General features: G+C 58.0%; 11 protein-coding genes. All 11 read right to left on the bottom strand.

From position 1 onward, the window contains the following. Positions 1-308: 308 nt before the first annotated feature. Positions 309-2,009 (bottom strand): methyl-accepting chemotaxis protein, encoded by a 1,701-nt coding sequence (locus GZH91_RS06400; protein ID WP_147070384.1) that lies wholly within the window; start codon positions 2,007-2,009, stop codon positions 309-311. A 79-nt stretch (positions 2,010-2,088) separates the two neighbouring features. After that, the gene (locus GZH91_RS06395; protein ID WP_198415420.1) at positions 2,089-2,607 is read right to left on the bottom strand and encodes a chemotaxis protein CheW; all 519 of its coding nucleotides are present in this window, start codon (positions 2,605-2,607) and stop codon (positions 2,089-2,091) included. A 14-nt stretch (positions 2,608-2,621) separates the two neighbouring features. Next, positions 2,622-4,751 carry a chemotaxis protein CheA gene (cheA, locus tag GZH91_RS06390; RefSeq protein WP_147070386.1) on the bottom strand — a complete coding sequence of 710 codons (2,130 nt, stop codon included), beginning with the start codon at positions 4,749-4,751 and terminating at the stop codon, positions 2,622-2,624. Positions 4,752-4,797: 46 nt separating this feature from the next. After that, positions 4,798-5,163 (bottom strand): response regulator, encoded by a 366-nt coding sequence (locus GZH91_RS06385; protein WP_147070388.1) that lies wholly within the window; start codon positions 5,161-5,163, stop codon positions 4,798-4,800. Between the two features lie 62 nt (positions 5,164-5,225). After that, positions 5,226-5,774, bottom strand: coding sequence for a chemotaxis protein (locus GZH91_RS06380; protein WP_170227426.1), 549 nt, complete (start codon positions 5,772-5,774; stop codon positions 5,226-5,228). Positions 5,775-5,782: 8 nt separating this feature from the next. Continuing rightward, entirely contained in the window at positions 5,783-6,706 is a 924-nt protein-coding gene (gene flgL, locus GZH91_RS06375) for a flagellar hook-associated protein FlgL (protein WP_147070390.1), read from the bottom strand. 14 nt (positions 6,707-6,720) lie between these two features. Continuing rightward, positions 6,721-8,622, bottom strand: coding sequence for a flagellar hook-associated protein FlgK (flgK, locus tag GZH91_RS06370; protein ID WP_147070392.1), 1,902 nt, complete (start codon positions 8,620-8,622; stop codon positions 6,721-6,723). A 79-nt stretch (positions 8,623-8,701) separates the two neighbouring features. Beyond that, positions 8,702-9,562: a flagellar assembly peptidoglycan hydrolase FlgJ gene (gene flgJ / locus GZH91_RS06365; RefSeq protein WP_147070394.1), complete on the bottom strand. Its 861-nt coding sequence runs from the start codon at positions 9,560-9,562 to the stop codon at positions 8,702-8,704. A gap of 12 nt (positions 9,563-9,574) precedes the next feature. Further along, the gene (locus GZH91_RS06360; RefSeq protein WP_269778481.1) at positions 9,575-10,639 is read right to left on the bottom strand and encodes a flagellar basal body P-ring protein FlgI; all 1,065 of its coding nucleotides are present in this window, start codon (positions 10,637-10,639) and stop codon (positions 9,575-9,577) included. A gap of 65 nt (positions 10,640-10,704) precedes the next feature. Further along, the gene (locus GZH91_RS06355) at positions 10,705-11,373 is read right to left on the bottom strand and encodes a flagellar basal body L-ring protein FlgH (protein WP_147070398.1); all 669 of its coding nucleotides are present in this window, start codon (positions 11,371-11,373) and stop codon (positions 10,705-10,707) included. 210 nt (positions 11,374-11,583) lie between these two features. After that, positions 11,584-12,366 carry a flagellar basal-body rod protein FlgG gene (flgG, locus tag GZH91_RS06350; RefSeq protein ID WP_147070400.1) on the bottom strand — a complete coding sequence of 261 codons (783 nt, stop codon included), beginning with the start codon at positions 12,364-12,366 and terminating at the stop codon, positions 11,584-11,586. Positions 12,367-12,600: the final 234 nt, after the last annotated feature.

Genomic DNA, 12,600 nt, shown 5'->3' with positions numbered 1-12,600 from the left:
CGGCGCATATTGCCTGACACTTTCTCCGAAATCGTCCCGCTTGCCCAGTGGGGCTTGCTTTTTTATCGACACAGCAGAGTCGGAACTTGAGTGCAGGGCGAGAATATTATGTCGCCGTATTCAGGCTGGCAGCATGGATTCGGGCTGGTCCGTATGGTTCATAAATTCGCGTGACATCACGCGAATTTATGAACCATCCAGGTTAGGTTTGGCCACGGAATATAGCAGGATGGAAAATCTCAACGCCAATTGAAATCGCGCTCTTTCCGGGGAACGTCTTAGGTACGACGCTGGCCGGCGGCAGGCGCTCAGAATTCTTCCCAATCCTCGCCGCCCCCGGCAGCCAGTTTTTTCGGCTTGGCAGCCATTCTGGCGGATGCTGCCTTGGGTTTCACCTGGTCGTGCAGTACCGGGATGTCCATCTGCAGGCTATGGGATGGGCTTCCCTCACCCAGCTTGAATATACTCACTGCCTGCGCCAGTTTGCCGGCCTGTTCCTGCAGGCTCTCCGCCGCCGCCGCGGCCTGTTCCACCAGCGCGGCGTTCTGCTGCGTGGCTTCGTCCATCTGACCCACTGCCTGGTTGATCTGCTCAATGCCGGCGCTCTGTTCCTGGCTCGCAGTAGCGATTCCGCTCATGATTTCAGTCACCAGTTCCACCGAGGTGACAATGTCATCCATGGTCTGGCCGGCTTCATCCACCAGCTTGCTACCCACGTCGACCTTTTCCACCGAGTCGCCAATCAGGGTCTTGATTTCCTTGGCGGCACCCGCCGAACGTTGCGCCAGGTTGCGCACTTCCGCCGCCACCACGGCAAAGCCGCGTCCCTGTTCGCCGGCGCGCGCCGCTTCCACCGCCGCGTTCAAGGCCAGGATGTTGGTCTGGAAGGCAATGCCATCGATCACGCCGATGATGTCGGATATCTTGCGTGAGCTGGCCTTGATGGAAGCCATGGTGTCGACCACTTGACCCACAACCTGGCCGCCCTTTACTGCAAATTCGGCTGTCGACACAACCAGCTGGTTGGCATGACGCGCGTGTTCGGCATTCTGCTTCACCGTGCTGGTGAGTTCTTCCATGGAGCTGGCGGTCTCTTCCAGCGAGCTCGCCTGCGATTCGGTACGGCCTGACAGATCGGCGTTGCCCGAGGCAATCTGGTGCGAGGCCACGGCAATGGTTTCGGTGCCGGTGCGCACCTGGCCGACAATATGCGCCAGACTGTCGTTCATGTCTTTCATGGCCTGCATCAGCTGGCCGGTTTCGTCTTTGGAGTGGACTTCGATTGTCTCGGTTAAATCTCCCGCCGCAACGCTTCTCGCAATCCGTACCGCCTCATTCAATGGCCCGGAAATGGCGCGGATAAGCCAGACACCGATAAAGGCGGCCAGCAGCACACCGGCCAGAATAGCGACGATCGAAATATTGCGCACCGTGGCATACATGCCCTGGGTTTTTTCAAACTCGCTTTTGGCCTGATCCATCTGGTACTGGATGAGCGCATCAATATTCTTGCGCACCTGCATATAACCATCTTTCATCGGGCCCTGAACAATTTCCCCGGCCTGCTGGAAATCTGCGGCACGCAACGCTGCCATCGCCGGGCGCATGCCTTCGCCGCCGTATTTCTTGCGGCTGGCGACAAAGTTGTCCGCGAGCTTTTTCTCTTCCGGAGTCAGGCTGGTCGCCATGTAGGCGTTCCAGAGCCGGTCAATATCCTTGATGGTTTTTTCCGCGTTATCCATCTGTTTTCCGATGACCGCAGGCCCGTCAGAGAAAGCAGATAACTGACCGACGATGGATTCGGCAACGGCCAACTGGTTTTTGTTGATCAGCCTGACCAGTTCATCCAGACGCCCCATGGTGACCAGCCGATTCTCATATACGGTCTTCAATGAATTGTTGGCGGAATTCAGGCTGATCAGGCCCATGATGCCGATCCCCGTCAGCAGCAGGGAAAGAAAGCCGATCACAAAGACCAGCCGCGATTTGATGCTCAGATTCCTTAACATTGTCCCATCCTCCACATTCTTATGCCGGGGTCGAAAATTTGCCGGAAAGCGCTTGACGTCCCTGGTCAGATTTCCTGCGTTATGCCGCAGCCTTCTCAATCAGCCCCATCTCGGCGCTGGACATGAGCTTGTCGATATCCACCAGGATCAGCATGCGCTCCTCGAGGGTACCGAGGCCGATCAGATAATCGGTGTCAAAAGTCGTCCCCATCTCGGGTGCCGCTTTTATCTGCCCCGCGGAGAGCGTTGTTACGTCAGAGACGCTGTCCACCACCATACCCATTACACGGCCGGCGATGTTGAGGATGATCACCACTGTAAACTGGTCGTAGGTCGGCTCCCCCAGGTTGAACTTGATGCGCATGTCGACGATAGGCACGATGATGCCGCGCAGGTTCACCACCCCCTTGATGAAATCGGGGGCGTTGGCGATCCGGGTAACCGGCTCGTAACCGCGAATCTCCTGCACCTTGAGAATGTCGATGCCGTATTCTTCCTTGCCCAATGTGAAGGCAAGAAATTCGTTTCCGGATACTTCCACGGCGGATTGCGCCTTGTTTACAGCAGTGTTGGTTTGCGTGTGTGCGGTTTGCGACATGATCTTGGTCCTTATCAGGAGAAAATGGGAGCAGCGTTAAGCTGGCGACTTGAGCGCAATAGCGCAGAGACGTCGAGAATCAGGGAAACGCCGCCGTCACCCAGAATGGTGGCGCCGGAAATGCCTGCCACTTTGCGGAAATTCGACTCGAGGTTTTTCACCACCACCTGCTGCTGGCCAACCAGCGCATCGACCAGCAGCGCCGCCTTTTTGCCATCGGATTCGAGGATCACGACAATACCCAGCGACGGCTCGGTGAAACGCGGTTCGATCGCGAAAATCTGATGCAGCGGGATCAGCGGCAAATATTCTTCGCGGACTTTGACCACCCGCCCCTGACCGGCAATTTCCTTGACGTCTGCGGGTGCGGGCTGCAGTGATTCGATGACGTAACCCAGCGGCAGGATGTACACCTCCTCGCCGACCTTGACCGACATGCCGTCCAGAATCGCCAGCGTCAGTGGCAGGGAGATCGCCATGGTGGTGCCGAAGCCTTTGGCGGAGCGGATTTCCACGGTGCCCCCCATTGCCATGATATTGCGCTTGACCACATCCATGCCGACACCGCGACCGGAAACGTCTGTCACCGTTTCAGCGGTGGAGAAGCCCGGCGCGAAGATAAGCTGCCAGACTTCTGCGTCCGGCATCCCGTCTGAAACCGGCAAACCCTGCTGTTCTGCCTTGGCAAGAATTCTTTCGCGATTCAGGCCAGCGCCATCGTCACTCACCTCGATCACGATGTTGCCGCCCTGATGCGCCGCGGAAAGGGTGAGTTTGCCGGCTTCGTCTTTGCCTGTGGCCCGGCGCACGTCGGGCATTTCGATACCGTGATCAATGCTATTGCGCACCAGGTGCGTGAGCGGATCAACGATGCGCTCGATCAGACCCTTGTCGAGTTCTGTAGCAGCGCCGCGCGTGATGAATTCAACTTTTTTGCCGAGCTTGGCAGCCAGATCGCGCACCATGCGCGGAAAGCGCGAGAACACATAATCCATCGGCATCATGCGGATGGACATCACCGCTTCCTGCAAGTCACGCGTATTCCGGGTCAGCTGACCGACACTGTTCAACAGGCGCTCATGGATGATGGGATCGAGCGATCCGGTGCGCTGCTCGATCATGGCCTGGGTAATGACCAGCTCGCCGACCAGGTTGATAAGCTGGTCCACCTTTTCAATGCCGACGCGGATCGATGACGATTCCTGGGTTGCGGGTAGTTTATCTGTGGCACGCCTGCCAAATGGCTTGCCTTCGGCGGATACCGTGGTTTCGGCTTCTGCCGGATGGTCTGTGTGAAGCGCGGCTGCAGTTGCGGCCTGCCCGGTTGCGGAAATATCCTTTTTCGCGATTTCCGACTTCATCGGTTCGAAGAACCCGTAGCCTGACTCTGTCCCCCGCACTGCCAACGCTGCTGCGGTTTCAACCTCTGGCTGCGCTGCTGGCGGGGCAGCTTCCTCGGTGATTCTGAGATCGTCCGGATCCAGCACGAATGAGCAGATGGCGATGATATCGTCCCGCTTCTCGCTGGTGGCCAGCGTGAAAACGAAACGCTTGTCGTCAAGTGCTGTCTGGCTGATTGCGCCCAGCAAGCCCAGTTCTGCAGCCAGCGCGTCTACGTCCCGCTGGGGCACCTCTGGCAGTTCGATGCGGAAGCGGCGGGTAGTCGCCGCGGCTTGAATTTGTGTGGATTCGGCTTCGGGTTCACGCTTTTCCGGCTGGGAGACAGGCGACGCCGCAACGCCTGCATGTGGGGCGGAGTCCTGTGACAGTGCGTGTAACCGCTGGCATACACTGTTAACCGCATCCTGATCGACGCTCGCACCATGACGGTGACCATCCATTTGCATTTTCAGAATGTCCTTGGCGGCAAGGAATGCGTCTACATGCTCCGCCGTCAGTGCCATCTCGCCTTTGCGAATTCTGTCCAGCAAGGACTCCAGCATGTGCGTCACTTCGGTGATGTCAGTGAAACCGAAGGTGGCTGCTCCACCCTTGATCGAGTGTGCTGTACGGAAGATCGCGTTGAGGTCTTCCGTATCCGGTGCAGATACATCGACAGCCAGCAGCAGTTTCTCCTTTTCGGCAAGCAGCTCCTCTGCCTCGTCAAAGAACACCTGGTAGAACTGACTCATATCAATGGTCATTGCCGGACTCCGTCATTTACGTACTGCATGATTTCTTGTGGTTCCATCAGCCGATTACTTTTTTCACAACCTCGGTCAGGCGCTGCGGATCGAATGGCTTGACCAGCCATCCATTGGCGCCCGCAGCTTTGCCCTGTGCTTTCATATCGTCGCCGGATTCAGTGGTCAACATCAGAATCGGCACGCGCTGGTAACTCGTCATTCCACGCAGCGCCTTGATCAGGCTCAGGCCGTCCATGCGCGGCATGTTCTGATCCGTCAGCACCAGATCAACGGTCTGTTTCTTCGCCTTGTCCAGGCCATCCTGTCCATCCACCGCCTCAATCACCTCGTAGCCAGCCGCCTTCAGGCTGAACGCCACCATCTGGCGCAGTGAACCGGAGTCATCTACTGCAAGTATCGTCTTGGCCATCTTTGCTCCTGCTGTTCTCGTTTCCGGGCTGGATGCCCGCTCGTATTGTTTCCTGCTGTTGGTTAAAACAGCTCGATGTCTCCGCTTTCCATGTGCCTCTGGCTAACCGCCTTGCGCACAGCGCCTTCGAGCGCAACGCTTCGCTCCGCGAGCATCTGGTTGATGCTGTTCAACAAGGTGACGATGTCTTCGTGACCGCTTTCCGGCAACACGTTTGAGCTTCCTGTGTCGAGCGCGCCGAACACATCGCGCAGCCCTGCCAGATGCGTCACCATCCTGCCAATCAACTGGCTGGTCATATCCTGGAACTGCAGGCCGGTAACGGCAGCATTCACGTGCTGGCCTATCTCGCCATGAATGGCCTCCAGCCTGGTGGCACATTCAGCCGCAGGGGTTCTGCCGGACAGCAGCAGGTTCACCGTCTCCTGCTGGATACAGAGCGCGCCATGAATCGCCATGAAACTCGCACCCAGCTTTTTAATTGCTTCGCCAAGCAGAATATTCATCTGCACCAGATCCGTTTCGACTTCCGCCAAATGCCGATCCCCGTGATCCGACACACCGGATAGCAGGCACTTGACCTGTGAGCCCATCATTTCAGTGGGATCCATGGCCGAACTCAAAGATAATTGAACAGCGACAAACCTGCGATTTTCACAAAGGACTGCTGCGCCGCCTGCAGCGTGGTTTGCTGCTGCGAAAGCTGGCTGATGGCCTTGGCATAATCGACGTCCTGAAGCCAAGACAGTGTCTGGCTATACTGTATGTCCCGGCTTGAGCCGGCACTGTCCAGGGAGTCCAGCTCTTTGAGGCGCGAGCCGACGGAAGCGCGCACTTTCAGCACATTGTCCAATGCCTGGGTAATATCGCCATTCGCCGTAGACAAACCGCTGGCCAAATTGGTCGTGCCCGGGGTTTCCAATAACGTGGCCAGATCATTCAGCGTTTTGAAAATGTCCTTGCCGGCAGGCTGAAAAATCGCCTGCCCGGAGGCACTGATCGCGAGCTGGCGCGAGCTATCAACCTGCAACATGCGCTGCCCCTGGTCCCCCACATATTGGGCGCCCGTCACTGTGACCCCACCAGTCGTGACTGAAGTTTTATTAAAAGGCGGTGCTGCCGTCTGATAGCCCGAAAACAAATAATTGCCAGCGCCATCGCTGGCATTGGCAAGTGCCAGCAGGTCATCGAAACGGCCACGAATGCTAGCAGCAATATAGCCCCGGTCAGCATCGGACAAGGCGCCATTTCCGGCACTGATAACCAGCGTTCTCACATCCTGCAGCAGTGAAGTGACACTGGTTAAACTGCCCTCAACCGCAGTGAGCGAACTTACCGCAGTCTGACGGTTGGTGGCGTACTGGGCATTGACCGACTGCGACTGGGTGACATCAAGCGCGCGTGCCGCGGCGACCGGATCATCCGCAGGCGTCAATATGCGGCGCCCGGTGGACAGCTGTTGTTGCGTCTTCACCAGGCTGGATTGCAGGTCGCTGATTCTGGCCGCGCCTTGTTGATAAATGGTGCTGGTGCTGATACGCATGATTGGTGGACCTCTTAATTACCCAATGTGAGCAGGGTATTGAACAGTTGGCTGGCTATCTGCATGACTTTACCGGCGGCCTGGTAGGCCTGCTGGTAACGCAGCAGGTTGGTCGCCTCTTCGTCGAGATTGACCCCGGATTCTGACTGCTGAACCTGTACCAGGCCCGTCAATAAATTACCCGTTGCGGTACTCGATACATTGAGTTCGTTGGTTTTGTTGCCCACGCTGCTGACCAGTTGCGAATAGGCGCCCTGGTAGGTCGTGGTACCGCCAGCCATGGTATTGCTGGTTTGCAATGCGCCCAGCAGGAGCGCATTGCGGTTGTCGCCTACGCCGCCGGTGTTAGAGCTGATGGTAAATTTATCACCGCTGGCAGGCGCGCCGGTGATTTGGACACTCCAGCCGTTATAAGTAATGTTTGCACCAGGCGTATAGGTAACGCCCGTCGGGTTTCCCGTTCCCGTTCCGCTCACATCGAATGTCGTCGCGGACGTAAAGGTAATCGTGACAGGCTGTTGTAAATTGGCATTAGGGGGCGGCGGAGCGTTCACGCTGCCGGCGCTGATATTCCCCCCACCCGTATTAGTCGAGGCGGCCGCAGAACGAATCGGTGCCGCAGCAGCAATCAGGGACGTGTCGCTAATGGCCACGCTGAACGCCTTGGCACCATCCACCGTGGGACGGATCAGAAAACTGTCTCCCGCCGCCGGTGTGCCGGCAAGATTCAGGTTCACGCCATCGATAGTTTGCGGCAAGGTGCTAAACGTGGTGACAGCACCATCCGTAGCGCGCGTGAGCTTGTAACTGGTACCATCGAAATTCAGCCGATAATCGCTGGCAGTCAACGCACTCGCATTACTGATACTGGCAGTGAGCGTTCCGGTTCCGGTATTGGCGCTGCTGGCACTCACCCGCGGGGTCGCCACGGTAAAGAAATTTCCACCCAGCTTGCCGTTGAGGTCCTGCCCCAGTTGGTGCTGTGCGTTGAAAGTGCTGGCCAGGCCGATCGCAACCCGTCCCAGCGCATTCTGCGCGGGATCAAGAGACTGGCTGCGAAAATCGACAAGTCCACCCAGCTTGCCGCCGGTCAGACTGCTTTCACCCATGATGATGGTATTGCCGTTAGTCGCATAAGCCACCTCGGTACGGCCTGGATCGGTCGGCGAAAGCGCCGTCTTGAGCGCGAATGTCTGATTGCCGATTACCAGCGGCTGGCCGCTGCCGATAAAGACGTTATATTTGCCATCGTCCTGCTTGACCACCGTGGTTTTGATTTCCTTGCTCAAATCCATCATCAGCTGGTCGCGCTGGTCGAGCAAATCGTTCGGTGGCTGGCCGTTGGCGGCACCTTGCGCCTGGGTGATCGAATCATTCAGCTGCGCGATTTTCTGCGCATAGGTATTGATGACGTCGACGCTCGATGCGATCTGGCTGTTCACGCCCTGGTTCATCTCATTGAGCTGGTCGTTCAGACCCTGAAAGCGTGTGGCAAGCGACTGGCCTGAAGACAGCGCGGCCTGGCGCGAGGGCACGGAAGCAGGATTTGCGGCCAGGTCCTGCACTCCCTTGAAAAAATCCTGTAACGCCGGCGACAGCCCGGCGGACGGGTCGGCCAGCATGTTGTCGACTTGCTGAATTTGCGCATAGTAGCTGTTCAGGCCGCTTTTTGCCGACTGCGTGGCGCGTATCTGGGTGGCCTGAAAATCGCTGTAGATGCGTTTGACCGTGTCAATTTGAGTGCCCTGACCGAGAAAACCATAGCCGAAATTTTGCGGGAGGGCGGCACTCTGCACGACCACCTGGCGGCTATAGCCCGGCGTTGCCGCGTTCGCGATGTTATTTCCGGTTGTGCTGATCCCTGCCTGGGCTGCGGCGAGTGCACTTTGACCGATACTGAGGATATTGGAAGCCATGGTGTGTTTGATCTACTGGTATGAGTGGGTTTTCGGCATGCTGCCGCAAAACTTTAACGACAGCCCGCAGCGCAGCTGCTTAGGCAGACAGCGACTGCGTGATGATGCGCGTCAGTTTGTCCGCGTAGTGCGGGTCAGTTGCATAGCCGGCACGCTGCAGCCCCTGGGCGAATCCCGTTACATCCTGCGCATTGGCCAGCACCTGTTGGTAGCGCGGGTTACTGCGCAACAGATGGGCGTAATCGCGGAAGGCATCGGCGTAGTTGTCATAGGCACGGAATTTCTGCACTTTTTTCTGCGCCACACCGTGCACGTATTCGGTGGTGATGTGCTCCACCACCTTGCCATCCCAGCCACCGCCAGCCTTGATACCGAACAGGTTGTGGCTGGGCGTGCCATCCGCCGCGACAATCTCGCGCCGCCCCCAGCCGCTTTCCAGTGCGGCCTGACCGAGCATGAATTTGGCCGGAATGCCGGTAGTGCGGCTGGCTTCTTCTGCATGCGGCCCGAGACGTGTCTGGAACGCCTGCACATGCGCCGGTTGCAATGCATCGGTCTTGCCGGCGCCGGTGCCTGGGGCGGGAGGGATAAGCGCCGGTATTGCCGGTCCAGCCTGCTTTCCCGGCGCGGGAGCGGTCACGCTGCTGGAGAGCTGCCGTATCAATACGTCTGCCAGCCCCACCCCACGCGCGGCGAGATTCTGGCTTAACTGCTGATCCAGCATCGAGGTGTACATCCGGCTTTGTTCGTTGTCGAACGCCCCGTCCTGCGGGCTGGCCTCGCGCATGCTCTTGAGCATCATGTTCATGAACAAGGCTTCGAACTGCCTGGCGACGGTCTTCAATCCCTCGGGCGAATTCTGCCTGGCCGACTGGCGTAACGCCTCCACACTCTGGGTGTCGAGAGCAAGTTTTGCGGAAAGCTCAGACGGATTGATCATGGTGGGCGATCCTCAAATAATTTCGAGTTCGGCGTGCAACGAACCTGCCGCCTTCATCGCCTGCAAAATGGCCAGCAAATCCTGAGGCGTGGCACCGATGGCGTTGAGCGCCCTGACCACATCGGCCAATGAAGCGCCGCCTTTTAGCATCAATACCTTGCCCGGCGCCTTCTTGATCTCGATCTGGGAACGCTGTGTCACCACCGTCTGGCCCTTGGAAAACGGCGCAGGCTGACTGATGACAGGCTCAGTGTCGATCATCACGGAGAGGTTGCCGTGGGAAACCGCACAGCTATCCAGCGTGACCGCCTGATTCATTACCACGGACCCGGTACGTGCGTTGAGAATCACTTTGGCGGCGGTCTGCGCGGGCGTCACATTGAGGCTTTCCAGCGCACCCAGGAACGCAACCCGTTCATCGCTGCTGGTCGGCGCCTGCACCTGGATCACACGGCCATCAAGCGCTGCCGCAGTATTCTTGCCGAAATGCTGGTTGACCGCATTTACCACGCGGCTGGCAGTGGAAAAATCGGTGTCGTTGAGTTCCAGCCGAACGACATTACCCTGGCTCAGCGAGCTGGGTACCGCCCGCTCAACGGTTGCACCGGCTGAGATGAGACCCACACTAAGATGATTGACCTGTACCTTACTGCCGCTGGCAGAAGCGCCCACACCGCCCACCAGCAAGTTGCCCTGGGCCATGGCGTAGATCTGGTTATCGGCCCCTTTCAGCGGCGTCATCAGCAGGGTTCCGCCGCGCAGGCTCTTGGCATTGCCCATCGAGGATACCGTGACATCAAGTGTCTGCCCGGGCTGCGCGAAAGCCGGCAGCGATGCCGTCACCATCACCGCCGCCACATTCTTGAGCTGCAACGTGGTTCCGGGCGGCAGGTTCACGCCCATTTGCTGCAGCATGCTGGCCACGCTTTGTACGGTAAAGGGGGTTTGCGTAGTCTGGTCGCCGCTGCCGTCAAGGCCCACCACCAGACCATAGCCGATCAGCTGGTTCTGCCTGACGCCCTGAATGCTGGCGAGATCCTTGAGGCGCTCGGCATGCGGCACGCCAGAGACCAGCATGCCCAGCAGCGCAAACAGCACCGCTAAAATCCTGCTCGATTTTGACATGCCCAGACTCCTGATCCTCATAGCGGCAGCACGCTCAGGAAAAACCGCGTCATCAAGGTCATCACTTGCGCAGCATCAATGCGGCTGTTGGTACGGTATTCGACCCGCGCGTCGGCAACCTGGGTGGAAGACACCACATTGCCCGTGGCAATCGTGTCCGGGTTCACCACGCCGGAAAAACGGATGTATTCGACGCCTTTGTCCAGCGCCACCTGCTTTTCGCCGCTGACCACCAGATTGCCGTTCGGGAGCACCTCGGCAACCGTTACCGTGATCGTGCCGGTGAAAATATTGCTGGAATTTTCTGCGCCCTTATCCTCGTATTTGTTCGCGGATTGCGCCGACACCGACGTACCCTGCAACATTTTAAGTGGCAGGCCCAGCACGGTCGGGATACTGGCCGCCACACTGCCGGTCTTGCTGCCGGAACTCCCGGCCTGCTTGCCGGCATTGGTTTTCTCGTTGATGGCAATGGTAAGCACGTCACCCACCAGGCGCGCACGGCGGTCTTCGAACAACGGGCGATACGCCGTTGCCTGAAAAATCCCGCCATTGGCTGGCGCAGCCGGTGCGGCCTGCGGTGGCTTGATGCTGGTCGGCTGCCGCACAATGGTATCGGGTACCACGGCGCAGCCGGCGAGTTCCAAAATCGAGAAAACCATCACGGCAGCGGCACGATTATTCATTTCTGCTCCGTTAATATTGAATCTTTAAAAAGCACTTAACCACGGGGACATAGGGGATCCATATATGCATATATTGCGTCGCCACACCATGTCGTCCAGTGGGTGAGAGGACCCGAATTCCGAAACTCCTGGTTTTCTCCATGCACCCCGTGTTCCCCGTGGTTCAGATACTGTTTTCAGATTCGCCAATCAAACCGGTGAAGGAAACACTCAAAGCTGGGTCAGTTTCTGCAACATCTGGTCAGAGGTGGTGATGGCCTTGCTGTTAATCTCGTAGGCACGCTGGGTCTGGATCATGTTGACCAGCTCCTCGGCCACGTTCACGTTCGAGGTTTCCACATAGCCCTGGTTTAGCAGGCCAGCGCCGTTGCTACCCGGGGTATTGGTATTGGCTGTGCCCGAGGCGGCGGTTTCGACATAAAGATTTTCGCCTTTGGCTTCCAGTCCGGCCGGATTGATGAACGTGGCCAGTTGCAGCGCGCCCACCTGCACCGGTGCCACGCTTCCGGCCTGGGTCACCGATACCGTGCCATCACGGCCGATGGTAATGCTCTGCGCATTGGCCGGGATGGTGATGGCAGGCTGTATGACATAACCGCTGGAAGTCACCAGTTGCCCCTGGTTGTCACTCTGGAATGAACCGTCGCGGGTATAGGCCGTCGTGCCATCCGGCAGCAGCACCTGGAAAAACCCGGCACCCTGGATCGCGACATCCTTATCGTTGCCGGTCTGCTGCAGGTTCCCCTGGGTGAAGATGCGTTCGGTGGCGACCGGGCGCACGCCGGTGCCAAGCTGCAAACCGGATGGCAGCTGGGTTTGCTGGGACGACTGCGCACCGGGCTGACGCATGGTCTGGTAGAGCAGGTCTTCAAATACCGCGCGCGAGCGCTTGAAGCCGCTGGTACTGACGTTGGCCAGGTTGTTGGCGATTACATCCATTTGTGTCTGCTGTGCATCCAGACCGGTCTTGGCTATCCAAAGTGAACGGATCATTTTTTTCTCCCAAAAACATTTCATCCAAAACAGCAGTTAGCCACGAAGGGCACAGAGAGCACGGGGAATAAATATTAAAATCATGGTGTTGAATGGCTTTCTCAGATCATCTGGCGGACGAGGGAGTTTCCAGTTCCCTGGCTTTGCGGGCAGCGCGACGAGTCGCCCATCCCTGCGCACCCCATTTCCCCGTGCTCCGTTGTCAGGTTTATCGCCGATGCCCGGAACCAGCCC

It is taken from the genome of Sulfuriferula plumbiphila (assembly GCF_009938015.1).
Taxonomy (GTDB): Bacteria; Pseudomonadota; Gammaproteobacteria; order Burkholderiales; family Sulfuriferulaceae; genus Sulfuriferula; species Sulfuriferula plumbiphila.
Note: the sequence above shows the minus strand (reverse complement) of the source record. Positions and strands in the feature narration are given on the sequence as shown.

Bases quoted from the DNA above. Each gene is read 5' to 3' on its own strand.
- flgK (WP_147070392.1), bottom strand. From the start codon at position 8,622: ATGGCTTCCAATATCCTCAGTATCGGTCAAAGTGCACTCGCCGCAGCC.
- cheA (WP_147070386.1), bottom strand. From the start codon at position 4,751: ATGACCATTGATATGAGTCAGTTCTACCAGGTGTTCTTTGACGAGGCA.
- flgL (WP_147070390.1), bottom strand. From the start codon at position 6,706: ATGCGTATCAGCACCAGCACCATTTATCAACAAGGCGCGGCCAGAATC.
- GZH91_RS06360 (WP_269778481.1), bottom strand. From the start codon at position 10,639: ATGCTGGTCTCTGGCGTGCCGCATGCCGAGCGCCTCAAGGATCTCGCC.
- GZH91_RS06380 (WP_170227426.1), bottom strand. From the start codon at position 5,774: ATGGATCCCACTGAAATGATGGGCTCACAGGTCAAGTGCCTGCTATCC.
- GZH91_RS06385 (WP_147070388.1), bottom strand. From the start codon at position 5,163: ATGGCCAAGACGATACTTGCAGTAGATGACTCCGGTTCACTGCGCCAG.
- flgJ (WP_147070394.1), bottom strand. From the start codon at position 9,562: ATGATCAATCCGTCTGAGCTTTCCGCAAAACTTGCTCTCGACACCCAG.
- GZH91_RS06355 (WP_147070398.1), bottom strand. From the start codon at position 11,373: ATGAATAATCGTGCCGCTGCCGTGATGGTTTTCTCGATTTTGGAACTC.
- flgG (WP_147070400.1), bottom strand. From the start codon at position 12,366: ATGATCCGTTCACTTTGGATAGCCAAGACCGGTCTGGATGCACAGCAG.
- GZH91_RS06400 (WP_147070384.1), bottom strand. From the start codon at position 2,009: ATGTTAAGGAATCTGAGCATCAAATCGCGGCTGGTCTTTGTGATCGGC.
- GZH91_RS06395 (WP_198415420.1), bottom strand. From the start codon at position 2,607: ATGTCGCAAACCGCACACACGCAAACCAACACTGCTGTAAACAAGGCG.